28 protein-coding genes are annotated in these 24,496 nt (G+C 58.8%); 3 read left to right on the top strand and 25 right to left on the bottom strand.

Going from position 1 to position 24,496, the window contains the following annotated elements; translation table 11 throughout:
• Nucleotides 1-151: 151 nt before the first annotated feature.
• Complete coding sequence (mobH, locus tag EPZ47_RS22235) at nucleotides 152-1,879, bottom strand: MobH family relaxase (protein WP_135846702.1); 1,728 nt, start codon at nucleotides 1,877-1,879, stop codon at nucleotides 152-154.
• Between the two features lie 223 nt (nucleotides 1,880-2,102).
• Here mobH and EPZ47_RS22230 point away from each other — a divergent pair, with 223 nt between their 5' ends.
• The gene (locus EPZ47_RS22230; RefSeq protein WP_135846701.1) at nucleotides 2,103-2,297 is read left to right on the top strand and encodes a DUF7740 domain-containing protein; all 195 of its coding nucleotides are present in this window, start codon (nucleotides 2,103-2,105) and stop codon (nucleotides 2,295-2,297) included.
• Nucleotides 2,298-2,657: 360 nt separating this feature from the next.
• On the opposite strand, the gene EPZ47_RS22225 is transcribed toward EPZ47_RS22230, so the two are convergent.
• Both EPZ47_RS22225 and EPZ47_RS22220 read right to left on the bottom strand, forming a co-directional pair.
• Nucleotides 2,658-3,617, bottom strand: a complete 960-nt coding sequence (locus EPZ47_RS22225; RefSeq protein ID WP_135846700.1) for an ArdC family protein — start codon at nucleotides 3,615-3,617, stop codon at nucleotides 2,658-2,660.
• A 137-nt stretch (nucleotides 3,618-3,754) separates the two neighbouring features.
• Nucleotides 3,755-4,084 (bottom strand): hypothetical protein, encoded by a 330-nt coding sequence (locus EPZ47_RS22220; protein WP_135846699.1) that lies wholly within the window; start codon nucleotides 4,082-4,084, stop codon nucleotides 3,755-3,757.
• Between the two features lie 456 nt (nucleotides 4,085-4,540).
• On the opposite strand from EPZ47_RS22220, the gene EPZ47_RS22215 reads away from it, so the two are divergent.
• Nucleotides 4,541-4,924, top strand: a complete 384-nt coding sequence (locus tag EPZ47_RS22215) for a DUF3742 family protein (RefSeq protein WP_135846698.1) — start codon at nucleotides 4,541-4,543, stop codon at nucleotides 4,922-4,924.
• A gap of 9 nt (nucleotides 4,925-4,933) precedes the next feature.
• On the opposite strand, the gene EPZ47_RS22210 is transcribed toward EPZ47_RS22215, so the two are convergent.
• The 5 genes from EPZ47_RS22210 to EPZ47_RS22190 all read right to left on the bottom strand — a co-directional run bounded on the left by EPZ47_RS22210 (nucleotide 4,934) and on the right by EPZ47_RS22190 (nucleotide 9,496).
• Nucleotides 4,934-6,478 (bottom strand): conjugal transfer protein TraG N-terminal domain-containing protein, encoded by a 1,545-nt coding sequence (locus EPZ47_RS22210; RefSeq protein WP_135846697.1) that lies wholly within the window; start codon nucleotides 6,476-6,478, stop codon nucleotides 4,934-4,936.
• Between the two features lie 10 nt (nucleotides 6,479-6,488).
• On the bottom strand, nucleotides 6,489-6,797 hold the full coding sequence (locus EPZ47_RS22205) for a hypothetical protein (RefSeq protein ID WP_135846696.1): 309 nt from the start codon (nucleotides 6,795-6,797) through the stop codon (nucleotides 6,489-6,491).
• Nucleotides 6,798-6,800: 3 nt separating this feature from the next.
• On the bottom strand, nucleotides 6,801-8,183 hold the full coding sequence (locus tag EPZ47_RS22200) for an integrating conjugative element protein (protein WP_135846695.1): 1,383 nt from the start codon (nucleotides 8,181-8,183) through the stop codon (nucleotides 6,801-6,803).
• Nucleotides 8,180-9,136: a TIGR03756 family integrating conjugative element protein gene (locus EPZ47_RS22195; protein ID WP_135846694.1), complete on the bottom strand. Its 957-nt coding sequence runs from the start codon at nucleotides 9,134-9,136 to the stop codon at nucleotides 8,180-8,182. Before EPZ47_RS22195 ends, EPZ47_RS22200 begins: the two co-directional genes overlap by 4 nt.
• Before the next feature lie 105 nt (nucleotides 9,137-9,241).
• Entirely contained in the window at nucleotides 9,242-9,496 is a 255-nt protein-coding gene (locus EPZ47_RS22190; RefSeq protein WP_135846693.1) for a helix-turn-helix domain-containing protein, read from the bottom strand.
• A gap of 149 nt (nucleotides 9,497-9,645) precedes the next feature.
• On the opposite strand from EPZ47_RS22190, the gene EPZ47_RS22185 reads away from it, so the two are divergent.
• Nucleotides 9,646-9,903, top strand: coding sequence for a LasR-specific antiactivator QslA (locus EPZ47_RS22185; RefSeq protein ID WP_135846692.1), 258 nt, complete (start codon nucleotides 9,646-9,648; stop codon nucleotides 9,901-9,903).
• A 39-nt stretch (nucleotides 9,904-9,942) separates the two neighbouring features.
• Here the strand turns inward: EPZ47_RS22185 and EPZ47_RS22180 are convergent, their stop codons facing one another.
• The 17 genes from EPZ47_RS22180 to pilL2 all read right to left on the bottom strand — a co-directional run bounded on the left by EPZ47_RS22180 (nucleotide 9,943) and on the right by pilL2 (nucleotide 24,463).
• A complete protein-coding gene (locus tag EPZ47_RS22180; protein ID WP_135846691.1) occupies nucleotides 9,943-12,696 on the bottom strand; it encodes a conjugative transfer ATPase in 2,754 nt (917 codons plus the stop codon).
• Nucleotides 12,696-13,112, bottom strand: coding sequence for a TIGR03751 family conjugal transfer lipoprotein (locus EPZ47_RS22175; RefSeq protein ID WP_135846690.1), 417 nt, complete (start codon nucleotides 13,110-13,112; stop codon nucleotides 12,696-12,698). The genes EPZ47_RS22180 and EPZ47_RS22175 overlap by 1 nt, the downstream gene beginning before the upstream one ends.
• Complete coding sequence (locus EPZ47_RS22170) at nucleotides 13,075-14,592, bottom strand: TIGR03752 family integrating conjugative element protein (RefSeq protein ID WP_135846689.1); 1,518 nt, start codon at nucleotides 14,590-14,592, stop codon at nucleotides 13,075-13,077. The genes EPZ47_RS22175 and EPZ47_RS22170 overlap by 38 nt, the downstream gene beginning before the upstream one ends.
• Nucleotides 14,582-15,394 (bottom strand): TIGR03749 family integrating conjugative element protein, encoded by an 813-nt coding sequence (locus EPZ47_RS22165; protein WP_135846688.1) that lies wholly within the window; start codon nucleotides 15,392-15,394, stop codon nucleotides 14,582-14,584. The genes EPZ47_RS22170 and EPZ47_RS22165 overlap by 11 nt, the downstream gene beginning before the upstream one ends.
• Nucleotides 15,391-16,032: a PFL_4703 family integrating conjugative element protein gene (locus tag EPZ47_RS22160; RefSeq protein WP_135846687.1), complete on the bottom strand. Its 642-nt coding sequence runs from the start codon at nucleotides 16,030-16,032 to the stop codon at nucleotides 15,391-15,393. The genes EPZ47_RS22165 and EPZ47_RS22160 overlap by 4 nt, the downstream gene beginning before the upstream one ends.
• Nucleotides 16,029-16,442, bottom strand: a complete 414-nt coding sequence (locus EPZ47_RS22155; protein WP_099313147.1) for a TIGR03750 family conjugal transfer protein — start codon at nucleotides 16,440-16,442, stop codon at nucleotides 16,029-16,031. Before EPZ47_RS22155 ends, EPZ47_RS22160 begins: the two co-directional genes overlap by 4 nt.
• Before the next feature lie 7 nt (nucleotides 16,443-16,449).
• On the bottom strand, nucleotides 16,450-16,821 hold the full coding sequence (locus tag EPZ47_RS22150; RefSeq protein ID WP_095963952.1) for a TIGR03745 family integrating conjugative element membrane protein: 372 nt from the start codon (nucleotides 16,819-16,821) through the stop codon (nucleotides 16,450-16,452).
• Between the two features lie 17 nt (nucleotides 16,822-16,838).
• Nucleotides 16,839-17,078 carry a TIGR03758 family integrating conjugative element protein gene (locus EPZ47_RS22145; protein ID WP_095963953.1) on the bottom strand — a complete coding sequence of 80 codons (240 nt, stop codon included), beginning with the start codon at nucleotides 17,076-17,078 and terminating at the stop codon, nucleotides 16,839-16,841.
• Nucleotides 17,075-17,410 carry an integrative conjugative element protein, RAQPRD family gene (locus EPZ47_RS22140; protein WP_099313148.1) on the bottom strand — a complete coding sequence of 112 codons (336 nt, stop codon included), beginning with the start codon at nucleotides 17,408-17,410 and terminating at the stop codon, nucleotides 17,075-17,077. Before EPZ47_RS22140 ends, EPZ47_RS22145 begins: the two co-directional genes overlap by 4 nt.
• Before the next feature lie 240 nt (nucleotides 17,411-17,650).
• Entirely contained in the window at nucleotides 17,651-18,052 is a 402-nt protein-coding gene (locus EPZ47_RS22135; RefSeq protein ID WP_099313149.1) for a helix-turn-helix domain-containing protein, read from the bottom strand.
• Between the two features lie 495 nt (nucleotides 18,053-18,547).
• Nucleotides 18,548-19,279 (bottom strand): TIGR03747 family integrating conjugative element membrane protein, encoded by a 732-nt coding sequence (locus EPZ47_RS22130; protein ID WP_095963956.1) that lies wholly within the window; start codon nucleotides 19,277-19,279, stop codon nucleotides 18,548-18,550.
• 90 nt (nucleotides 19,280-19,369) lie between these two features.
• On the bottom strand, nucleotides 19,370-21,475 hold the full coding sequence (gene traD, locus EPZ47_RS22125) for a type IV conjugative transfer system coupling protein TraD (protein WP_135846686.1): 2,106 nt from the start codon (nucleotides 21,473-21,475) through the stop codon (nucleotides 19,370-19,372).
• Nucleotides 21,476-21,484: 9 nt separating this feature from the next.
• Complete coding sequence (locus tag EPZ47_RS22120) at nucleotides 21,485-22,000, bottom strand: integrating conjugative element protein (protein WP_135846685.1); 516 nt, start codon at nucleotides 21,998-22,000, stop codon at nucleotides 21,485-21,487.
• On the bottom strand, nucleotides 21,997-22,545 hold the full coding sequence (locus EPZ47_RS22115) for a lysozyme family protein (protein WP_099313151.1): 549 nt from the start codon (nucleotides 22,543-22,545) through the stop codon (nucleotides 21,997-21,999). The genes EPZ47_RS22120 and EPZ47_RS22115 overlap by 4 nt, the downstream gene beginning before the upstream one ends.
• Nucleotides 22,527-23,246 carry a TIGR03759 family integrating conjugative element protein gene (locus tag EPZ47_RS22110; protein WP_099313152.1) on the bottom strand — a complete coding sequence of 240 codons (720 nt, stop codon included), beginning with the start codon at nucleotides 23,244-23,246 and terminating at the stop codon, nucleotides 22,527-22,529. Before EPZ47_RS22110 ends, EPZ47_RS22115 begins: the two co-directional genes overlap by 19 nt.
• Nucleotides 23,247-23,255: 9 nt before the next feature.
• The gene (locus EPZ47_RS22105) at nucleotides 23,256-23,924 is read right to left on the bottom strand and encodes a chemotaxis protein (protein WP_099313153.1); all 669 of its coding nucleotides are present in this window, start codon (nucleotides 23,922-23,924) and stop codon (nucleotides 23,256-23,258) included.
• Complete coding sequence (gene pilL2 / locus EPZ47_RS22100) at nucleotides 23,921-24,463, bottom strand: PFGI-1 class ICE element type IV pilus protein PilL2 (RefSeq protein ID WP_095963962.1); 543 nt, start codon at nucleotides 24,461-24,463, stop codon at nucleotides 23,921-23,923. The genes EPZ47_RS22105 and pilL2 overlap by 4 nt, the downstream gene beginning before the upstream one ends.
• Nucleotides 24,464-24,496 lie beyond the last annotated feature (33 nt).

Here is a 24,496-nt window from a genome sequence, read left to right as displayed (position 1 = left end):
ATTGTTTGCGGAAAATTTGGATGGGGTAATCGACTCCAACAGCCTGGGTCAAAATCTCATCAGCGCCAACAGACTGCTCAACATCGAAGCTTCTTCCGCCTACTCTACCCCTGTGCAATCGCTTGCTTGATGGCAGCGTCGGAAGGTGCAGTTAACCATCATCAATCGCGAGAAAAGGGTTGTCTGGCGGTATCGATTCAAAAAGTAATTTCGGTTCCTGCATCAGATACCCCTTCAGAGTGGTTTTCTTCCTAGGGCCTTGCACCTGGCATACCCAGATATTCAGACCGTCGCCGCGCTTCCTATGTATCTTCAGTTTTTCGAACTGCTTTTGCACCCAACGCCATTCTTCAATCTCTTGAGTGGCACCTTGTGAGATACCAGGAAACTCCTGAGCGTAGCGTTGGAAGAGGCCAGGCGTGACCAGAAATACGCTGCCACCCACCGTGTGGATTTTGGCCTTGCTGTCATTGATGATCAGCTTATGGCTTTGAATGTTCTCCTTAACCCAATTCAGGAATGCCTGACCAGGGTCATCCGACGAGGGATTTGAGATTTCGAGAGTGCTTGCTGACGATGTGTCGCTGACCCCAGGCTCTTGCTGCTCGAACATATCCAACAGCGAGCCGAGATAGTCAGCATCTTCCATCACCATGGGACCTGTCAGCGAAGAGCTTTGATGCGATTCTGTACTGACAGTTTTAGGCGCTAGTGGTGATGCCGACGCATCAGTCGAGAGGTCATCGACTGCAACACTCACCGTTCCGCTGAAAGCCTCAGGCCGGTCTTCATTCCCCCAAATCAACGCCGGCTGAAGGCGCAGAAAGGTAAAGCTCTGCTGCCAGTCTCCCTGCGTCACTTGCGCAGTCCAGATGGCTTTGCCTTCCGGGGTCGACTCGACCAGCCCATGCGACTGCAGTTCGTCGAACACGGCAATGTTGGACGAAGGAATGCCCTCAATCGCTTGCGACAGCAGATAGGCTCGCAGTTTGTCGGTGACCGTCTTGCTGACCAGCCACAGTGCGTCGTGAGTCAACCAACCCGCGGCACCCGGCTGGTTGAGTTTCAGCTCGTGTTGAACCAGATGACGCAGTCCGCTGATCAAGTGATGTTGCAGCGAATGCATCGGCGCCTGCAGTGCCTTGTTCGGGTTGCCGCCAATGTTCTGCGCGGTGGAGACTCGGTCGGCCTGAATCACCAACTCACCGAGCACGCCAGCACGTTCGTACTGACCGGCCAGGACATACAGCAGGCTGGCCCAGAGTTGAGGGAATCCACTGAGCCAGTCCAGGATAGGACGGTCGAGAATCTGGGTGTAGAGCAAACCGGTTGCGGCGCCATGCAGGTGGTAGTCGCGGCCTTTGAGGTAACGAAAGCGGTAGGGCTGATCCAGGGGACCCTGCCAAGGATGCCAAACACGACCATCCTGGCGTTCGACCAACAGGTCCACGGCGATCTTGCCGATGTCATGCAGCAGGGCGCCGTAGGCGATGCCGGCGGACCAGGCGTCGGTCTGCGCGGCCTGGTCTTCGGGCGCGGCGCCAGTGGGCAGCAGATAGGATTGGCGCAATTTCAAACTGCAAGCGATCAGTTCCAGTCCATGGTCGAGCATGCCGCCGAGATACGCATGGTGGTGCGTCTCGCTGGCCGGAAGTTGCTGGACCTGTTCGGCGTAGCGATGGATCGGATTTAAGTAGAGTTGGGTAAATTGGGCGTGGGAGAGAGCGGTGTACTGCCAGATGCGATCGAGCAACTGGCGTCGGTGCTCGGCCGCTAACAGGGTGTGCGCTGACTCAATGGGCAGGTAACCTTCGGCGGCGCTCACGGTCGGTGACGGAGGGGGATTTTGCCTTTTGCGGCGAAACAGGCTGAGGAGCATTGTGATCTCCAGGCGGTGGCTGGACCAGTGGCCTTTTAGCCTTTTCGGGTAGCGCTCTTACCCTTGAGTTCCCATTCCCTTCCAACCCTTGCCCATCCTTTTTGGCTGGTGTCCTTTTGCGGGGCAATCCGAATACTGATATTGCTAGGCATCGTTTTGCTGGGGGCTGGTACGGAAAAGACAAGAGTCGGTACACTGCGGTGCATATTTTTTGGGTCTTGCCATGAACCTCACTGATGCAACGATCGTGCTGCTGCTCGCGGCACGTATACATGGGACCGACGAAGCCGTCAGGGCCTCGGCGAAGAGCGTGGTCAAGAAGTTGCCGCGCAGTAAACGTGATTTGATCTACAAGGTGATCGACAGCCAAAGCCCGCTGGAATTGGTTGGGTTTCTGGCGGATCACCTGGATGACTGATGCAGATTTATCTTCACGGATGGTCACGCTCCCAAAATGGCCCTCAGTCGGTAGAGTCAATCGGTGGCGGAAGTCCGTCGCGACAGATTGAAAGTTGTCCACGAAAAACGTGTGTAGATCTGTGGATAAATCTCTACGTGCCGCGCAGTAGGCTGGTTGCAACGGATTGATTACTAACTGAACAGCACTGTTCGTCGTAGCCGGATGGCGTTTGATCTGCACATCGAAGAGCGCTTCCTTGGGCTTGTGATCATCTGTGGCTACGTGCCGCCCCGGGGGGGCTATCTGGAGGCAAAAAAGCCCAACTTGCGTTGGGCCCTATGAAGCATCTGTTGCAGCGAGTTTAAGAATAACTAGCGATTAAGCGTCGCCGTTGATGCATGGCGGGGCTTCCAGAACTACTTGCTTAAGTTGCTGCTCCAGGTTGAGTATGTACTCCGCTGCAACTCGGGCTTGGCCACTGGCGCGGAAGATCGCGCGTTTGTCTGTGAGCAGACTGAGCCAGGACTCAATGTAACCCTCATGACGCAGCTCACCCTGAATGCCACAATGAGCGCACAAGAATGCGGCGCCCATTTCAGCTACCAGTTCTTCGAAGGCATAGCCAGGCGTACCGAATGGGCTAGGGGAAACCACCCCTTCGCGCTGCAGGCGCGAGGCATGTCCGCTCCAGTGCGATAGTTCATGCAGGGCAGTGGCGAAGTAGCCACTTTCGTTGTGGAATTGTGCTTTTGTCGGTAGTTGGATGAAGTCCCTGATCGGGTGGTAAAACGCTTCGTCGGCAGGCCGATGAACGATCTTTGCGCCAGAACTTAACAACAGATTTTCCGCAGCGCTGTTGGCTTGGAAGGGATCGCTCGGTTCCGTTTCGAGCAGTATTTCATTGAGAGCTTCGAGCCCCTCCGTTTGCTCGATATTAAACAGGAAATGCGTCCTGAGAATACCAAAGTGAGTGACCTTGGGCTGACCATTCTCATCGAAAATGGGTTGGCCTGACTCGGTCTGTTCCTCGCGTTCCATCGGCTTGTAGAGCACCGCCAGAGTGCTGTGCTCACCCTTACGGATGTGTCCGCCGGCTTTTTTGGCCTGGTTGAAGGTCAGCCAACGATCTTGAGTGAACCCCTGCAACCTGGCCTCGGCCCAGAGCAACGGTAAATTGATCCCCGAATAGGGACGACGCGTGATGGCATTGATGGGGAAGGGTTGATGATGACCGACGTCAGTTGAGCCACTAGAGGACCATGGTTTGATCCAGGGGACAACGCCTTGGTCTAAAGCAGTAACGATCTTGTCCGTCACGTCTTGGTAGATATCGCGCATGGCATGTTCCTCGAGATAAAACGGAGGAACGCCGTGCCCGTCGGGGGAGGGTTCCCCGATTGGGTGATGTGCTGGATTGATGCAGGTCTTGCCTGCCGTCCTAAGGTGAATGTGGGGCCGAGTCCGGGCGTAAGTGATTAGCGCCGATGCTCTGCTGCAAGCGCTATCAGCAAGGCGCCGGGCTCGTTCGGCTCTTTGAGTAGTCTGAGACTCAGTTGCAGTAACGGGTCATGGTGTAGATGCCCCGTTGGTGCAATGTGGACTACCTCGAACAGCACATGGGGTTCGTGTGGATGGGCCAGGTGGGCTTCGAAGGCCGCGCGTAGTACGTTGCTCAGCCGATCGACCTGTAGCCTCACAGGATGATCTGAGCACTCGAGCAGTACCGCGTTTTGCCAGGCGTCAGGGGTGAACACAATGGGCAACTGAATGGTATTCAGGGCTTTGGGTGTGAGTGAGTCGGACATGGTGTAGCTCCGTTGAAAGTGCGAAGAAACCTGTCCCGTGCGGGAAAGAAATTTCCCCGCAGTGGGTTGAAGAAAAACAGGAAGGTTTGCCAGGCGAGCAGTGCTCGGAGGGCTTTTAGGAGAGCAGTGGGCATTCATCACCGCCGAAGCGGTCATCGTGCGAGCTACCGAACGCTAATCGCACTTGGGGAGAGCCATCACCGAAATGACGTAGCCTTGAAGGTTCTGGCTACCTGGGGAAGTGCTGTCGATAACAGCGATCCGTACCTTGTATTTAGCTGGACGATTTATCTGGGTCAATCACTGTAGAGACGCTGTTTCACGGGGTTTGTCTTCTGGCTTCCAATGAAGATTTTTCGGCCGAAAAAACTGATAAGCGGTCAGGCACGGGCCGTTTTCAGTAGTAGGCTATTACTCTTGTCTCATTCATGAAAACGCTCAAAAGAGGGCGAGACCATGCCGACTCAGCAACCTGTTCAGAGTTCCCGCGCCCACCGCTGGGCTTATACCTGTGGCATGTCGATAAAGCGTGGGTATCGCAAGTTGAAAGCGTTTGAATCCCGCGTGGTTGAACGTGCGGAGACGGCAGGTATGCCCGCAGGTAAATTACTTGTTCGCGGGAGTTTTCTAGTCATCAAGTTGGCAGTTGCTGCCGGACTCATTCTAGTTAGCTTATGGTTCACAGTGTCGGTGATGATCCTTATTGTCTTGTGTTGGGCCATCGCCGATGGAACTCCTATCAAACCTAAGGATGCTCTCCGGTACAAGGCATATGGCGACCCATATGGTGAGTATGAGTATGGCCGCGCACCCGGTCAGCCTGATTTAAAAGACCTGTAGTCGAGTTCTTCACCCCTTCCTCAAGGCCTTTCCAGCAGACATCAGAGCTCCAGCGCCCCTTGCACCAGCGTCCTGCGCTTGAGCTGCTCCTTTGCTAAGCATGCCGTCGGCAATTGAGCCAACGCTATATCCTGCCCAGCTCATCGCAGCCAAAAACAACATCGGCAGCACGATGAACATCGCCCCCATCACATACTCGATCACTTGTGCCGTGACCGTTCCGTCCATAAACCCGGATGTGGGCAGCGATAACAGTACCTGATTGGACGCCGAAACCTTGTTGTACAGGGTGTCGAGCATGCTGGAGTCGACCCAGCGGGCCAACTCCCACCAAAAACTCAGCATGTGCAGCGTGAACAGCGCGAACGTCAACGTCATGACGGTCTTCAACTGGTAGGTACTGACCAATAGAATCAGCGGCAAGCTGATGATGACGCCCATGATCAGAAAAGCCTGCACCATCGGCAGGGCGGCGCGTAGCGCATTCATTGCGGGAAAATTGCTGAAGGAACCCAGTGCCAGCCCGGTGTTGGTGGCCAGGTTATTGAGCCCCTGATTGATCGAGCCGCCGCGAGCACTGGAGCCATAGTCCTGGTACACCTGTTCGGGCGACATGGTCATCGATTGCTGGTGCGGGCTGACCAGTTCGCGCAGGGTGGCATCCTCGATCTCGTTGCTCGTACGGCCAGTCAACCAACCTTTCAGTTGAGTCAACAGCGAGGGGTCGACCTGCTCGATCAAGCGCTCGCGCAGCCCGATACCGCTGTCACTCCACCATTGCTTGCAGGTGGGGTAGCCCGCGCCATTCTCCAGCCGCGGCAAGGAAACGTCGCGATTGTCGTCATACGGCCAGCTGATTCGCGGTGTACGTGAGCGATCGGTGTCGTAGTAGCCGGGCGTGTCGAGAAAATAGCTTGAGCCGATCCAGGACGCGTCGTGACTTTGTGCCTTGTCCAACTGCGGGCGGTTGGTGAACAGCCGAGAGCGGGAATAGCCATAGCAGTCGCGGGTGAAATCGGCGACTTCCTGCAGCAGTACCTGACTGTCGATGCGCGAGCTGTCGATCTCCATGCGCATCTGCCGGATATCCGGTGCGCAGGGGATGGAGGCGGTGGCCGCTGCGGTCACGCCTTTGCTCAAAGCATGCACCAGAAACCACCAGATCGGCACGTTGGCGGAGCGTTCACCAATGGTGTTGAAAGTGGTCCCCCAGGCGGTTTCCGCCGGCTTGGCCACACTGACGCCGCAGCGCTGGCTCGCCGCATCATCGAACGCCATTGACGTAAGGCTCAACGGAAAGACCGGCGCGCAGCCGAACAACACGACGATGTAGGCCAGCCACAACCGGTTCTCGATCCGCGGCACCGAGAGTAGTCCCTTGTTGCCCTCATCCGCACCTTGCTGACGGGCCGACAACCATTCCTGCAGGATGATTGCACCAAAGGGCGCGGCAAACAGTCCGGTGTCGGACAGAACGCTCCAGAGGCCGTTGTTGATGATCCAGGCCAGCAGAGAGAGGTAAAACTCCAGGTAGCTGTTGGTGCTCATGAGCATGGTGGTGACCTCACAGTCGGGTGAGTTCGACGCAGGTAAAGAGCACGAGCCCGAATGTGCCGATACGCTGCACACGCAGTCGATCCTGTGGTCGATGTCGGTAGCGCCGAAGCAGATCCCACCAGAGCGCAAAGAGGGCGGCGTAGAGCAGGGCGCGCCACCACCGCAGATAAGGTCGTGCGGATTCGAATGCCTGCTGCCAGACTTCGAAACTACCCAGCGCAGTGCGGCCGATCCAGGCGACCCCTGTGGCGGTCAGGACCATCACCGCGGCAATCCCCAGACTCGAAAGCAAAGTGAATAGCAGTGAGCGTTTCATGGCTCACTTGCGCCTGGCGTCAGCGTCATTGAGCCGACCGGGCTCGGGGTCGCCTTGCTCGACGGTACGCGAAGCATCGGCACCACCGGCATGCCGATCAAGTACCAGGCTGGCGGTGTTGGTGGCCAGCATCTGCCGTACCTGTAGTTCGGTCTGCAGCAGGCGGATTTCGCGCTCCAGAGCGTCGATGTTTTTCGTCAAGGCGGTCTGAGCCGGCTCGGCGGAAGCGATGTTGGGTTCGTGACTGCCTGCCAGCAGCGTGCGCAGTAGCAGGAGCGCCTTGTCGAGTACGCTGGACAAGGCCGTCTCGCTGGCCAGACGGCGTGCCAACAGGTCCTGATCGGGATCGTCGCGCAGGGCTTCGATCACACCACGGGTCACCGGCAACATCGGGCTCGAGGCTTTAACCAGATTGTCAGGGGTAGGCGACAGCGAGCCGGACAGCAACCCTTGCAGGGCCTTGAGGCGTTCGCTGTAGGCCTCCTGGATCAGCGGCGTCAATCCGCTGCCAGCGGTCGAACGCAGGGTTTCGCAGGTGTCGCAGGTCGAGACTTCGCTCTCGCCCAACACGCGAACGGCCCATTCGGATTCCTCCTGCGGCGAGGCCCAGATCTGACAAATAGCCCCACCCAGGCAGTCGCTGCTACTGATTGAGGTACTGTCATCCACCGTCCGGTTATGCAGCAGGTTGTAGCCTGCATGCACCACGTCGGAGGTCACCCGGATGGGCGTCTGCCCGCTGCCTCCAGCTTTCTGGCCGCCGACCCAGGACACCCCATTGTTGCCGTTATGGGTCTCAGTGTTTTTCACAGCAGCCACCGCATCACCGCCGGTTTGCTCCAGATTGCCCTGCATCTCCTGGTTCTTGGCCAGCGCGCCCCAGCCGGCTTGACCGACCTTGTCCGCCATCTTCTCGGCCATGGCCTGGCAGGTCAGCTTGGAGCGGTCGAAGTCAATACGCCCCTGCATCACCCCGTTGCTCAACAACTCATAGAGACCGGGGTTAGCGCGCTGGATGATTAATGCTGGTAGCGACATCACCGCTTGGGTCGCGTTCTGCACGATGTTGCCCATGATCTGCTGGAAGCCTTCGGTGGCGCCATTCAGCTGGTTTTGCAGGGTATTGGTGAGGCTCATGTTTCCGCACATCATGTTTGCTCGCCAGGCCCCGCCGACACCGAGACCGCTGGGTCGGTAGAGCGAGCTCGGTGAGCCCACCGCCGAGCCGCCACCGACGGTGTACATCACTCGGTCGTCGAGTACTTCGCCCTGAGTACCTAGGCGATAATCGTCCTCGGCGGCGTAGACATGGAGGACAATGGTCAGCAGTCCGCAGAGCAGCAGGCTCTCCACGGCAAGCCATAGTCGCGCGCGCAACCGGATCATGATGCACCGCCTTCGAAGTCGATACTGAACAGAAAGGTCTGCCCCTCACGTTTGCAGCAGCTATAGGGACGCCACAGCGACCAGGCGTAGCCGCCATCTGCGCTCTGTACCGGATCGCTGGGGAAGAGGGCGCACGAGGGCTGAACCTGAGGGTAGAGCAATTGCCATGTGTGGGTCGAAGCGTCGTTTTCAATGATCGGGCCAGGCGGCCAGTAGCCGTCGCGTTTGGCGGGCGTGAGTGGTAAGTACACATGCGGCTGCCAGTTGCGGGTCATCACATCGCCGGCCCGTTGCGCCATGACCGCGGCCGCTTTGAAGTCGTCGGGCTGTACCAGAAAGCCCTGCCGGGGATAAACGTTGCCCCACATGTTTCCCGAGGTCTGACGCCCGACTTCACGGATCCCCGGCATGAGCGACTCGGGGTAGAAACTTTCCGGGATGCCCTGGCGCCAGGCCAGAGAGTCCAGGGTGCTCAGATAGTAAGGCATGAATGCAGTTGCACCGCTGGCACAGGCGTAGCCGGATTGCGAAGCCAGTTGCGTGGCGATCCAGCCACCGGGGTGGCCGATGCCATCGACGTTCTTGAAGCGGGGCAGGTTGTCGCGGTGGGTGTTCGGCGTGATCAGGTTGCCGCCCCCTTCCGCACCGTCGATGGGAGAGGAAAGGGTGGCCATCTCGGTCCAGGGGTTATTGCCGGTGGTGGCGTAGCTTGAGACCACCAGCTCCGGAATGAAATGACGAACCTTGGTCGAGGTTTTGACTGTGCAGCCGAAGGGCGTGCAGAGGAGCCAGAAACAAATGCCGATGACCCTGTAGTCGAGACAGCTTGGCGAAAGCACGGAGGACGTGATGCTGGCGGTGTCCAGCGCCACGCTGGGGCCGCACGCCAGCAGGATGCTCAACGCCAAGGGCCGTAGCTTTGTGGGCGGGATTGACGAGCAGGCAACCGACATGATCCAGGCTCTCGGTGATTGGCCTGGGCAGGTTCGGTTAGGGGCTGAAGACTGTCAGTGAAAATTATGAAGGCGGGTCTATCGGGTTTGTGAGGCGTAAGACTATTATTTGACGTGATGGGCGCTGCGCAGGATATCGGGTTCCACAAGTAACTGATCTGCGGTAATTTCGAAAATGTTGGCGAGCTTGCACAGGACCAACAGCGACGGATTGCCCGTGCTTCGTTCGATTTGACTGACGTAGGTGCGATCCACCTCGGCCATGAGCGCCAGCTGCTCTTGGGTCAGGTTTTTCATGCGTCGCATCCAGCGGATGTTTTCCGCCAGCTGCAGACGAAGCTGTTCGTAGTCTTGAGTCATGCGCGCAAATTGCGCCTTGAGGGACTCTCAATCCACGGGATATAGTCTACATTGGCATTGATTTAGGCTATCTGCTTCGAGTGTCATTCAGTCCGTGATGGCCTTCGTGGCTGGATCTAGCGTCTAACAATAAATTAGAAAAGGTGCATATGGACGACAACTACATTTCAATTCCAGCGGCCGATGGATGCGTCAGCCTGCTGACCCCCTGGGGCAACGAATTTGCGCCGATGATCGAACGTGGCGTGCAGAGTGCCCAAGCTTGGCTTGAGTCAGCTGGGGAGATTCCACTGTGGTGGGAGCTAGCGCAAACCCGCAAGACCTTTCCTGTCGGTGACTGCCAAGATGCTTTTGAAGCCGGATTCCTGTTGAGGATTCAGCAGCGGCTCCGGGGAACATCACAATAACCAGCCGCTCAATCTAGAGAGCGCGAGGAATAGACGTCCCTATGCGGGTTCTATTCCTCGCGCTCCATCGATTCGTTCAGCTACCCGATAAGCCGCTTCCAACTCCGAGCAACCGTTCTCCTGCATCAGTGTCCAGCGTTCGGCTTTTTCCTCGGGCTCGGTCATGGCCAGGGCGAGGTAAAGACTGGGCGGCACAGCGCGAAACAGCGTTTCGAGCTTCTTCGACAGCACGACCCCCTCAGTGTATTTCCCCGGCTCCTTACTGGCGGAGAGCAACAAGGCTTTCTGTGCCGGTGTGAGCTTCTTGAAGCGAGCAATCTCTTCGATCTCCGCGGGCGGCATGTTTAAACAAATCCACCATTCGATCATGTTGAGCATGGTCTGCGCAGCAGTGGGAAAGTCGGCAAGGTTTTGCGTGGCCAGCCAAAACCACGCGCCGAGCTTGCGCCACATTTTCGTGCCCTTGACCACGAACGGTGCCAGCAATGGGTTCTTGGTGATGATATGGCCCTCGTCGGTGACCATGATGATCGGTCGGCCCAGGTACTGGTCGCGCTCGGCAAGGTTGTTCACGGTGTTCATCAGGCTGATGTAGCTGATGGACATCTGTGCCTCGTAGCCTTCGCGGGCATAGGTGGCCAGATCGACAATGGTTACATCGCTCTCAGGCCAAGGCGTGCCCTCGCGATCGAACAGTGCGCCCTCGAAACCCTGGCAAAACAGGTCGATGGACTCGCCCATTTCCTGGGCACGCTCACGACGTTTGTCCGGTAAGTGCGGGTCGGCGGCGACGCGCAGCAAGGCGTTGCGTACGTCGCGGGTCAGCACCTGACGGCCCGCCGCGACACAGGTCTGTGCCGCATCGAGAATGCACTCGCGGATCAAGCTGCGGTCGGCTCGGTTCAGGCGCGCTTCTTCCTTGGCCTCGCCGCCGGTGATCATCAACCGGGCGGTGATTTCCAGTTCGCCGAGAACATCGCGCTGGTCTTCGCGACTGCTTACCGCCTCATCGTCCAGCTCATCGATCGACAGGCTCGCCACCTGATCCGACTGCTCGACCAGGCGCCAAGCATCGGCAAAGGGCGCGAGACTGACCGAGGCGCCAGGTTTCAATTGGACCTTGTTGACCGACAGGCCCTGTGTCGCGCAGTAGTCGCCCTGTAAGCCGAATGAATTGCCGGCCTCGACGATAAACAGGCGAGGGCGGTACACCGCCATGACCTGCATCAGCAGGGTGACCAGGGTGGCCGACTTGCCGGCACCGGTGGGGCCGAACAACAGCAGATGACCGTTCATGGCCCGGTCCAGGCGTGACAACGGATCAAAGCTTAATGGTGAGCCGCCACGGTTGAACAGGGTGATGCCCGGGTGGCCGGTGCCCGTGCTGCGGCCCCAGACCGGAACCAGATTCGCCAGGTGCTGGGCGAACATCAGGCGCGTGTACCAGTTGCGCGTGTCGCGGGCCGGGTTGTAAGCCATCGGTAACCAACGCAGGTAACTGTTGCAGGCGGCGACTTCATCGCCTTCACGTACCGGTTGCAGCCCTGCACCCAGTAGTGCGTTAGCCAGGCTAACTGAGCGCTGGTGCAATTGCTGTTCATCGAGACCGCGCACGTAGAACGCCAGCGTGCCGCGGTACAGCTTGTGCTGGCGGCCGATGATCGCGCGAGCCTCTTCGACATCCTGACGGGACTGGGTCGAGGCCAGGTTTTCACCGATGGCTTTACGGGCCAGGCGGTTCAACTGATCCTCGAGTACATCCTGCGGTTTAACCACCAAGGTCAGACTCATCACCGTACCTTCGGGTAACTGGTCGAACAGCGCATTCACCGCGTCACCCTTGCGGGTTTCGCCGGTGAGTTGACCAATCAAGGGCGCCCGGCGCAGTTTGTCCACCACCATGATCCGATGGGGTTGACCATCAAAAAACCAGAGTCCGTGCTGCACATCCGAACGCGGCTCGTTGAAGAACAGTCGCTCGGCAAAGTCATGATCGAAGGGCAGTTCCAGCGACTCACCGTCGCCCGACTCCGGATAGGCCACGCGTTGATAGAACTCCTCGGGCGCTTCATCGGTGAGCCTGGGGGCTGGATTGAACCAGGGTAACAACCAGGCATATAAACCTCGGCCATCGACTCGCGTCGATTGCACCCCGCACGCTTGCAACGAAGCCGCGATACGTTCGCAAGCCTGTTGCAGGGATTGCACTGGAGTGAGGCCTGTCTCCTCAGCGTCAGACTCAAGCCAGCGATAGACCACCAGGCGCACCCGCCGGTTGTTACCGCGCCAAGGTAGGCCCGTCACCACCTTATCTTCAAACAGACCACCGGGCTTGGCGATGGCCTTCAGATGACGGCGGCTGAGCTCCAAATAGGCCTCGGTGAAGACCGTGCCTCGCGCGCTGTCCTGAATATAATCGGTAAGCCGGGTCAGGTAGGGGCTGAAGTCGTTGTCGTCCTGGCAGAAAAACTGCGCCACCCAAGGCGCTTGATCCAGTTCATCAAAACTGTCCTGCAGGGCGTCCTCAAGGGCATCGCGGGCCGCCATCAGCCAATCGGGTTCGCGCCCTTCGGTGCCGATGGGCAGCAACTCGAACACCGCACCGACCGAGCGATTGTCATCGAGCAGAAAACACTGCTCGATGTTGAGGTATTCGACCCACGGCAGGTGATCGGTGAAGCTAGGGTTGTGCGCATACAGTGCGGCGTCATCGGCTAAGGTGGCACGAGGACGTAATGGGTTGCGCCAGGCTTTCCATGTGGGAGTGCGATTGCCCGAATCGCCGCTACGCACTACAAGTCTTCCTGACGTTCACCCGGCAATGCGTACTGCACACGTTGGTAGAACGGAAACACGGTCGAGTACCCCGGAATCGGTGCCTGCTCGGTTCCACTCAGGTGCGGGTACACGTACAGCACCAGATCGGGGTTGGGCAGGCGAGGGAACAGGTTGCGGATCTCGTTCGCCGCTGTGCGCGTGTACGGTTCCTGGCGAGACGCGGAGAAATCTGCCCGAGCCAGCGAGCGGCGAAGCTGCTGCCGAGCATCCAGCAATTGCTGCTGAGTGCCTTGCGAACCGACGCCGTTCCAGATGTCCAGCATGGTTTGCTCGCCATGGGGCAGCAATGTGTCCTTGTCGGTGGAACACCCTGCCAGGACTAGGCAGAGCAGGCTAATCCAGATCAGGCAGGGAGGCAGGGTCTTTTTCATGGCGAACGCTCCGGCCCTTGGGCTCGTAGTCGATGGTGATCTCATGGTCGAGGTGCAGTGCGACTTGGGCGGCTGGTGGCACGTACACGGCCGCAAAGGCTTCGCCATACAGTTTGTTGATCCACTCGCGGATGTCGCTGACTCCACCGCTGAGCATTGAGTTCAGTGCACTGTTGCCACTGCTGCTGGTGACCCCGAGCGTACTGCCGCCCGAACTGATCACGCTGCTGTTGTTGCGCTCATCCCCGAGCAGAGCGGCGACACCGGCGCCCGCCGCGGTGATCAGGCTCTGGCTGCCGAGGTACTGCTGGGCGTTCGAGCGGCGCTCGCCGGCAATGCACGGGATGCCATACGGATCGGACAGGTAACCGAGTCCGCCACGGATCTTGTCGGTGTTCGAACTCTGGGTGGCGGAGGCATTGCGACTGGCTACCGCCTTTGGCTGCGGCACCGTGCGGATGGTGCCATCGGTAAACACAAAGGTGATTGACTCGACCTGTCCGCGAACGCAAGACAGGGTCCAGTCACCGGATGCCGTGCCGCTTATCACAGCCCCCGCAACGTCCGGCAGGTCGATACCGTTGGCGGTCAGGTTCTCGGGGCCGACCAGCACCTTGAAGGGATAGGGATCATTCACCGTGCCGTCTACTGGGACGCGGCCGATCAGCGCGGTCATCGCGACCGAGCCCATCAGCGTGGCGTTTTCGGGAATGGTGTAGACCGGCTTCGCCCCTTCGGTACGATCAGCGGATCGTGTCAGGTCGCGCTCACCCTCGGTGACTGCCCGTAGCTGTTTCTGGCTGCGATCAATAGCGTTTTCTTTTAGGCCCTCCAGTGAGTTGAAAGTGGTAGGCAGACTCAGCGCGGAGGAAGTCTTGGTTTTGCCTCGGGCGTCGGTGGTCGGCGCATCCGAGGGCTCAATCCACTGCAGTGGATCATTGGCCGAATGCTGCCCTTCGAACTGAGCCCCGTCGCCCGGCTCAAGCCCCAATCCGATCGGCATATCCTTGCCTTTGCCGGTCAGCCCTGACAACTGCTCCTGCAATTGCGTCAGCAGACCGCGAGCCTGACGACTGTCTTGTTCCGCTTTGAGTCGGGCCTCGTTGGCTTGTCGGCGGCCTTCGTCTACCTGCTGGGTCACGCTGGCAAGCGCCGTCTGGATACGCGAATCGACACTGTTTTCCCGCTCGCGCAGGCGGGTGTTCTCCGTCTGCAGTGAATCGTTGTGTTTCTTCAAACCGAGCATGTCGCTGCGCATGGCCTTCACCTGACCGACCAGGGTGGCGACGGTGTCGCGCGGGGTATCGCCCGCAATGCCGAGCGACTTGGCTTGCTCGGCGGATAACTGAAGGTTGCCCTGATCGACCGGCTTCTCTGGAGAGGAACTACTGCCCCCCGCGACCCAGGTTTTCAGGATGATCAACACCACGGCCAGTAGCGCAGCCGGTACCAGCCATTTGAGCAAGGCGTTAGCTTTCATCGTCAGCACCTCGCGCAACGGGCGGAAGCAGCATGGCGTGTTCGAGGCCGGCACCGCGGGTGACGAGGTAGGCGAGCGTGGTGTCTTCCGCACTGCCGACAGGCCCGAGGAAAGCATGCTGGAAGGCCGCGGCAAATAGCTTGGCCTGAAGTCGGCGTGGATCGAGTTGCATCGCCTCTGAACCACGATTGCGCAACTTCACCGCCGTCACCCAGTAATCACCGAGTCGCCAGGCGGCGATGGGTGTGCTGGACACATTCTCGGTCGGCAGCAGGCTCGGCAGCTCGGTGCGCAGCTTGAGCGGGACGCGGCGTACACCGGGTAGGGACTCCACGGTACGCAGCGGCGCGTACAGACTCTGTGCGGCGTAGCGCGTCAACGCGACCGGGATCGGCGTACGTTCTGGAACAGGGGCGGTGCTGGTTTCAGCCTCGGTAGCCTGCACCTGAGCATTCTTGAGAATACGCACGGGTTCCAGTGGTTGATCACCAGGTGTGGTCGCGATATCCAGCAGGATGATCTCGCCCGTCGTGACCGATTGCAGTTGCAGTCGGGTCGGGGCAATGGTTTCTGATGCGCGCAGGTACAGCGTGCCGCCGGTTGATTGCACGCGCAGCTTGTCCGTCAGGGTTGAGGGCACGCCGACGCGAACATCCTCATCGACAAAGACCACCCGCTCCTGATTGATCACCAGTGGGACCGCGAGGGGTAGGCGCTCCCAGTGCATCAGCTCGACAGCCTGCGCTGCAGCTCCCCCTAGCATCAGGGAGACAGTGAGTCCCAGGGTAGACATCCGCTTCATGGCTCACCTCCAGGCAGGGAGATTTTTTGCGGCGTGCCCTGATAACAATCCAGCGCCAGCCCCCACTTATTGCGTTCGGGGTCCAGATCAAAACGCACCACGCGCAAGGGATAACGCACCACCACCCGCTTCACTGGTTCCGCGGCGTAATACTCATCGGCGTTGAGGTCGAGCTTGACCAGCCAGCTGTCGCGATCGAGTTGCTTGACCCGGAGTTCCGGATCTTCGCTGTAGCCTCGGCCCAGAATTTCGTAGACGCCACGCACCCGCTGGCGCAGTTCGCCGGCGGCCTTGCGGTACTCGTAGTCGCCCTCGAGGAAGGCCTTGCAGGCGGGTGTCAGGTAGGACTGCAAGCCATAGATGGCGCGGCGATAGTCCTGCTCGCCATCCGAGGGCCAGCGGTTGAGTTGACCGAAGATGTACAGGGCAAAGGCATAGACATTCTCCGAGGGAATATCCCACCACTTGCGCGTGCTGCCCGAGCGCAGATCCGGTGGTACATGCACGGTCAGATCGGTCGGTGCCGAGCGCCAGCCGTACCAGAGTCCGGCACAGAGCAGGGTCAGGATTATTACCGCCAGGCGTAGGCTGAAGATATGCGCCTGTTGGGCATCGACCTTGTTCCGAAAACGGCTCATGGCTGCCACCGAGACAGGGCAGGGCGCAGTCGACGCGAACGGCGAACCGTCCAGGCGCCGGAGTGGAGAATCAAACGTCCGCGACCAAGGCGCCAATGGCTGGCAAGTACCCATTCGAGCTTGCGGTACAACCAGGTCTCGGGGCGAGCCCGTTTGGCTCGACGCAAAAGCGTGCCGCCGGCAAATAATACCAACGCCATACCCACGATCATGCCGGTCGGCGCCACCGCAATGGACGCGGTGGCGATCGCCAGAGGCACGCCCAGCAGCAGGCCAATGACGGCGCCGGTGCCAAGCGCTATCCACATCTCATCATTGGTTAACCCCCGCAATACGGCGGGATCACGATTGAGTCGCTCCGGCAGAAAGACCAAGGTGCCGTCGGCAAGATGTTCGATTGTGTCGTTCATGTCGACCTCACAAAATCGCAGCAGCCTTGGTCAGGAACCAGATGATGATTACCACCAGCAGGGCGCCGATACCCACCACCGCGCCGAGATCCTTCCAGGTTTTGCGCTGGTTTTGCACGTCGGCATACACGGTGAGCGAATGCCAGGCCACGCCCAAAAAGGCGAGTAGGGCGATCAGCAGGCCGAGCAGAATGCCGCCGTCGTAGGCGTAGTTTTTGATGGTTTCGATCAAACCGGAGCCTTCGCCACGCGAAGGGGCCTCCATGGTCGGAAGTTCGGCAAAAGCCAGGCTGGGACCAAGCACCAGCAGCAGACCGATCAAGCGCTGGTTGGTGCGATCACGCAGATTGTGTATCAGAGGGACAAGGCACTTGAGCATGACGGCGATCTCCTGGGTTAGGACAAGGTGAAAAACATCAAAATCAGCAAGACGAGCAGTACCCGTGCGGTACTCCCGCCAAATGCGCCGAAGCGCACGCTGCCGACCGCCCAACCCCGGTAAGCGGTCCACATCACCCAGGCACACCAGAGCAACGCCAGGACCAGAACCAGGGACAGCCACAGCGTCGAACTGTTCTGTGCCGAGAAACCGGAGGCGTTTTGGAAAGCTGAGGACTGGGCGTCAGTCATGCTCATGGCGAGGGCTCCGCGGGCGGAGCGTCGAGACGGTAATCGCCGGTCAGCTCGCCGGGGTCGCGGGGTTGAGCGCGGGAGGGGGACAGGTAACCCTGTACCCCTCGGCGAATGCGCTGGATGTCCTGGGTCAAGCGGGGATAATCGAAGCGGTAGCGCTCGTTGGGTTCTGATGTACGGTTTGTTTCGGCGCGAGTGGCAAGACGTTCGATAGTGTCAAGCTGCTGTTGGACTAGGTTGAGCTGATTTTGCTCATGAGCAGATGCGGCAAAGCTGATGCCACTAAAGACGGCCAACGAGAGGAGTAACAGACATTGAATAATAGAAGCAGGCATGATTATGGCCCTAAGTGCATTAGGGGCAGAATCGAGAAAGGGGAGCAAAATAACTGCAAAAAAACTGAGGCGAAAGTTATCGTTTTGCTGAGGGGGACGACGTTGGAATTTTAACCAGGTTTACTTCTGTAGCAGCACACACGGAGTGTTCAAGCTCTGAATTTGGGTTCCAGCTAGTTTTTGAGAATAGGGTTAGGCGCGTGGAGTGTGAGCTCACCTTCCGCGAATCGTTTTAGTTGCTTACTCGAGAAATAAAAATTCAGTTTGCTTGTGAGATTTCATTGGTTGCCTACCCTGCAGAGAGAAAGCCTTGGTTTTATGGGGCTTCGCTGGTGCCAGCACCTGTAAACCTTCGTTAATGCCTGCTTGGGCGAGTTCAGCTAGATCGTCCTCAATACGATTCACGATCGATGCGACGGAATGGCCTGTTTCAACACTCATGGTCATAGCAATCAACGTCAGAGGACTCAAATTCAGCGGTACGCTCAAAGCGCTCATCATCTCTAGAGTGGGGCTGCACTGGGCGCGCTCCAATTTCGAGATGTACGTCCGGCTACTTACTTCGGCAAGATTTTTCTGGGAAAGCCCGCGAGCCGTGCGGGTTGCTTTGAGTACCGAAGCAAATGCTGTTTTGAGCGACATGAGCGTCCCTAGGTATATTGGTTTGTAGCCGGGTTAAAAGCTTTATGTCAATTGCAGAGTAAGGGCGGCGGGAATGGCAACCGAGCCGCGACTTTCGGATCTCCGAGCGCGCACCTGCCGATATTTCGGGTCTTAGAAAGCGCAAATCCCGTCACTGTTTTCATATACCACTCTGCACAGGCGGCATCGACGACTCTGCGTTGAATAAAAATCAGATGCTCGCCATTTCACCGGGCCGGCCACCTTTTTTCAAGGGCTACCTTGTCCGAGTGAACACTGGACCTTGCAATTTTGATTTGACGGTATCGTACCTTCGCATCCTTGACGGCCTCACGTGATGCTTTCAGTTGATTCATCAGACGCTAGCGCGTGCCCTCAGCGAGCGATGGATTAGTGTCATCGGTTGACGTCCAGGAGAAACGAAGATCACAGGTGATGCATCGGTTGGCGAGCACATCCGTAAACAAGTGATACTCAATTTTCAAGCTCGGCAGTTCAAAGGTACTTCTTAAAAGTCGCTGCTGTGATCGCCATCACCATACCAAGCATCGCGGCGCAAGGTAAAAATACGGCCATTGGATTGAGCGAAAAGGGTAAGGACAGGTAAATGATCCAGGGCACTATCAGCAGTGGCATCACTGCTCGTTTGGCGCGGTGATAAACAAAGCTGCTTTCCCGGCCCGCGCCAAACTTGCGCAGGTCGCGGCGTATCAAACCATCCACAAAACCGGTGAACATGGCCAGCAGAAATAGCGGTGTAGCCAGAGCCAGGATGGTCAGGCGCACGACGAAGGTAAAGGTGACATACACCGCCGCCAAGACAAAATCCTCGATGCTCACGTAGAGCTGGTTGATCCAACTCCATATACCGTTGCCCTGACTCGATACCCGTGCCAGCAGGGCAAAGTCCGCAAAGCCGGTCTTGACCAACAACCACTGATTGAGAAAATCCAGCCACTGGGCAGTGGTTTGCCCGGGCTGTTGAATGATGAGTGACGATTTAAAGTTCTCGCTGAGCCAGCCCAGTTCATTGGTCAACATGGTCTGACTGTGTCGCCAGCCCTGGTCACCCCAGAACAGCAGCAAGCCAGCGAACTCGACCAGGATCGAGAACAGGAGCGAGGCGATCAATAATCCAATGATGCGCAGGACCAGGCTGATCGCCGAGACGATCAATCCTGGGCGCTGCATCGGTTGTGGAGGCGTATTTTGTGTAGAAGTCGCCATCTTTCGCTCCGTCGCGCACGGCAGGACTAACGTTGTCAGAGTGCCTTCTAAATGTGCTCTCTCGAGTCTGAAACCGCCGGCAGAGTAGGGCTACCCCACCTGATCCAGATTGAACACAATGGTTGGGCCACCCCCGCTCGCACTCCACCATTGCCCCGCGTTCTCGTTGTAGGCTGCCCGCATCCGCTGGGTGAGCTCCTGCAGGTCCTTGGGCATGGCATCGTCATTGGAGGGTTTAGGCAACGGCATTCGCACCTTCCAGAGTTGGCCGCCGGCTTGAAAGGAGAACATTTGTCCCTTGGGCAAGCTGACGATGTGGGCAGGCTCGATCAACGGTACGCTGGTGCTGCTGACACGATCCTGCGAGGACGAGGTGAAGTCCGTAGTGGCCTCAGGATCGGAGGTGTCGGTGGCGCCCGAGACCAGGGTTTTGGTCAGCACATTGACCTTGGGCAACTGCTGGGTGAGCAGCTCGGCGGTGGCGGTCTCACGCACGCGAAGCATCTGTAGGGTGTTGAAGTTGCCGATGACCTGGCCGGCTTTGGCACGGTTACCAATGCGCGCTTCGATGTCACTGAGGGTCTGGGTATAGGCTGTCACCTGGATGCCAGCGCCGCCGCCCTTGTTGATCAGCGGTATGAACTCATCGCCCATCAACTCGTTGAACTCATCAGCGTGCAGGTTGATGGGCAGTTTTTCTGTACTACTACTCTCTGCCGGTAGCCCCTGATCAATGCCATGTTTGTAGATATGCCCGGCAACCGAGACCAGATCGGCAAACATCGAGTTGCCCACCGCAGCGGCGACCTCGGCATCGGTCAGGGCATCCAGACCAACATAGACGATGCCGCGTTTTCGAATGATCTGCATCCAGTCGAAGATCGGGCGCGGGTCATTCAGGTCGGTGTAGTTGGGGGCCAGTAATTGCGCGGTCTTGCCGGTGGTGAGTTTCTCCAGCAATGGCAGCAGCGAAGCGACGATCTTGTCGAAATAGGTCCGGTCATACCGTACGGCCGAACGCAGTCCGTCCAGCACCGGATCAAATACCCGTTTCGCCGCCAGGTATTGTTCGATGGCCACCACGCGTTTTTCTCGTCCCACCATATGTCGCGGCGTGTTCTTCTCGTTGAGCTTGCCCTCGATCTGGACGATGACCTCCCACGCTTTCGGATCAGTCTTGGCGAAAAACTGCTGGGCGTACTCGATGAACAGCGCGTCAATGTTGACCACATGCCGTTGAATCTGCAGGTAGTCCGGGCGCCGACCCAGTTCGATCAGGGCGCGGGCAATGATGTTGACGAAGCGCCAGGCAAACTCGCGGAAGGCGGCTGAGTTCCCTTCGCCGCTAAGCTGTCCGGCGATGCGCGATGCCACCTCCGAAATACGCCCGAAACGTCCCACGGCGTTGTAGCGGGCCGAGATCTCCGGCCAACCCAGATGGAAGACATAAAACTCTTTCTCCCGGCCGGCTCGACGCGCTTCGACGTACATGCGCTTGAGCAGGTCGGCATCGCCCTTGGGGTCGAAGACGATCACTACTTCGTGGTCGACGCGGTGGATGTCCTGGGTGATGTACACCTCAGCCAGTCGCGTCTTGCCGACACGGGTGGTGCCCAGCACCAGGGTATGTCCCACGCGTTCGCCCAGCGGCAGGCTGACTTCCATCTCGTCCGGTTCGACGCCATGCAGCAAAGGTGAACCGCCTACCGGTGGTAGCGGACGCACTGGATTGAAAACATGGTCCCAGGCCGTGACACGCGCCAGGGCCGAGAGCGGAAATGGCGCATGCTCTAAACGCCGCTCAAGCCCACGCGCCAGACGGTAGCTGGCCGGTTGGTCGACATAACGGGCGACGGCCGGATCTTGGGCCTCGACTAAACGTTGGGTGTGCAGTCGAGTCCAGCGAAAGCCGCGGCCCATGAACAGACGCCTGCGGCTGACAGGGATCTGTCGACTGGTCAATTCGAAGCGGGGCAGCCGGCGGATATTGCGACGATAACGCAGTACCTCCCAGGCTTGGCGCAACCGGATGAAGCCGAACAAGGCATAGGCCAGCGCCGCGAACCTGCCGATCTCGGGAGACAGGGCCACGGCCCAGGGCGAATACATGCACAGCGTCGCAGCAGCGATGCAGAACGCGACGGTGTACAGCTCCACGGCGGGCCGGAGCTTGGACTCCATCACATGCTCGGCCATGGCTCGGACTCACTGTTCCAGCGAGGTGGGGGTGACCAAGACGGGGTAGTGCTCGATCTGCAAACGGCTGGCGATGTCGTTGCCGTTGACTGGCAAGATGGTGATGCCCGGAGCCGCGGCTCTGATCCGCGACAGGGCTGCGGTATCAGCGACTTCGACGGCCAGGCCGGCCGCGCCCATTTCGCGCAGTCCAGCAGCGCGTTGACGCAGCCAGGCCAGCGACTGAGGATCGTCGCCCACCAGAAAGAACGGCTGCAAGCCCGGCATGTTCAGCGGGCGAGGCGTGATCGGGCCTGGGCTCAATTGAGAGCTGCTGACCGGCAGTATCCAGGCCTCGTCTGCAAAGGTGGACAGGTATGTAGGACTGGTCCGATCAGACGGGGCGCTGTCATTTATACGGATACCCGTCGATTGAAAATGGGGCTGTGGGAAATCGCCACGCCAGTCCTCGTCAGTCGTCAGTTCCGCCTGGGCCAGAGGTGCCAAGAGCAGGATGGAGTAACAGGTAAGGGCGATTGGTTTCATGGTGGAGTGACCTGTTCAAAGGAAACCAGCAGCCGTTCGAGCTGCCGGGAAAAGCCGACGCGGTAGCGCGCGGCCGGCGCACCTCCTGCCGGGCGGTGATAGCGTCCGGCAGCCAATACCCAATCACCGGTGGCGGCGTGATGCTCACGTAGCAGCGCGGCGGTCACGGCGAGATTTCGGTAGGGATCAAGGGCTTCGCAAGGGCTGGAAAAGCGTTGTCCGTGGTAACCCAGGTTGGTTTGTCCGAGCCCGACATCGACCCGCTTGGCCTCATGTCGGACGAGGGCCTGAAGCAAGGCGTGGCACGCCGCTTGGCGGTTGGCGAAACGGTAGGGTGTTCCGGCGATATTCAGCGTCCAGGGCCAGGGCAGCAGCCGACCACGGACACGGATACCACTCTCCTGCAGGGCGATGGCGAACAGCACCGCCGAGGGAATGTCGGCGCTATGCGCTGCCAGTTGGTAGGCCGGTGGCGGCAGCTCGTCGGCCTGAGCCGACAGCATCATCAGCATGAGGACAAGTCCACTCAGTCGAGACGCTGCCATTGTCCATTCACCTGTTGGAACGTGGCGGGCAGCGGCCCCGGCGCGCCCAGGCTGAACCAGTGGCCGCGGTCATGATTCAGGGTGATCTGTCGGCGTTGAACCCGAGTCGGGTCGATGCCTGCTTGCCGCGCCCAGGTGCGGACCGGTTCATCCTTGCCTTGGCTGCCCACCAGGTAGATGTCGAACGCTGTGTCACTGCTTTGCAGGCGCAGCGCTTCGGCGATACACGGTTGGCATTGGTCCTCCACGAATAAGGCTGGGCGAGGTGCGACGGGTGAGCTGGCAGGGGACACGGACGCCATGCCCTGGATCGGCAGCAGCCCGGGAAACAGCTTGGCCCAGGCGGCGGTATAAGCGTTCTGGTAGGCCAGTTCGCGCTCGGCGCGTTTAGCCTCCAGCGTGACTTGCAACTCGGCATAACGCTGGCGCTCCTGATCGGTTTCGGCTTCGACCCCGAGTGCCGTCAATGGATCGAGATTTGGGCTCCAGAAACCGCGAGGGCCCGCTTGGATTTGCTCGAAGCGTGACCACTCCTGCTCTGACAATCCCCAGGTCGCAGCCTGTGCCGTGCTGGAGCGCTCTAAGGGAATGGACTGAGTGTCCTGAATCTGCGAGTGGATCGCAGCGGTTTCTCCGTGTGCAGAGCCAATGGCAATCATTGACGCGAGGCAGAATACGGTTGCTAGCAGCGCTCTGTTCATGCCAATTGCTCAAGGAAACTGCACGGTTTGGTCTGGATGCTCGGTCACCGCAAAAATGGCCGAGGTGGGTTCCAGCGCTTTCAAGCGCCAGGTGTTTGATTGCTCGCCGCTATGCAGCAGTCGAACATCAGCGAGAGTGCGACTGTCATGCGGGGTAATCGCCAGAAAGCGCTCTCCACCGCGGGACTCAACACCCAACACCGAAAATGGAGGCAGGAGTGGGATGAGCTTGGGTAGAGCGGTTTTTTTCGGTTTGGCAGCAGAGGGTGGCGGTGGTAGTGGTGGTCTGGAGTTGAGGTCCAGGAGCTGCTTCTCGATCTGCTCCAGGCGTGCCCGTAACGCAGTCATGTCTGCCTCGGTAGCTCGGGCGGCCAGACCGTCGCGCAGTTCCTGAATTTCTTGTGCCCACTGATCCAGCATCGGGTCGAGGACACTGGCTTGTTGCTCGCCGGCATCGACCATCTGTCTCAGGTCTTTCACTGTGTAGTGCAATTTTTCCTGCGTATCCTTGAGAGCGTTCGAGTCATGCTGCAGGGTATCTAGAATCTGTTGGTGTTGGGCGCTACTGTCCTGTAACGCCGCCATGCGCTGAGTTTGGTTATATAAACCGCCACTCAGGCCCGCGACAGCCAGGCACAGCCCTCCAACGATCAGGGTTTGAAACGTTGCAGGTTTCATGGGCGAGTCCCCGGCTGGCGGGACGAAGTAGAGGCGACTGGCGTGGCGCGGGTGTCGACTTTTTGTGGCTCGAAGCAGACTGAGCGGTTGAAGTCGTCGACCGTGAGTTGCCAGGCCGGACCGGCCAGCACTTGAAGTGCGCCGCGCAAAGGAATCGGACCAAGTCGGTAGTGAGCCGCCGGCAATGGACGGCTGAAGAGCACTTTCATTGACGCGGCATCAGGACAGAGCGAATAACCCGAGCGCAGCAGCACATAGTGCAGCGCATCCTGCACCGAAGGACTCAGGTTCGACGGAATGTTTACGTCGATGATCTGGGCGAGAAGGTCCCGTTGCTCCGTGGTGGCTGCGGTGCTCACCAACGTATAGCGGCCATAGCGAAGTTCTGCCTGATGACCGTCATCATCCGCACCCATTTTGGATGGGCCCCGACTCATCTCACTCTCGGTCGATGGTTTGGGTGGCGATGTATTGGGGACTTGTGCAGTACACGCGCTCAGTGCGCCCAGCAGGCAAATCGGCGTGAAAAAGCGGGTCATGGAAAGATCCTCATGTCAGATTCAGTGCAGAAC

Origin of the sequence: Pseudomonas viciae, assembly GCF_004786035.1 — a bacterium.
Taxonomy (GTDB): Bacteria; Pseudomonadota; Gammaproteobacteria; order Pseudomonadales; family Pseudomonadaceae; genus Aquipseudomonas; species Aquipseudomonas viciae.
The sequence above is the reverse complement of the archived record's forward strand: the minus strand, read 5'-3'. Positions and strand labels throughout refer to the sequence as shown.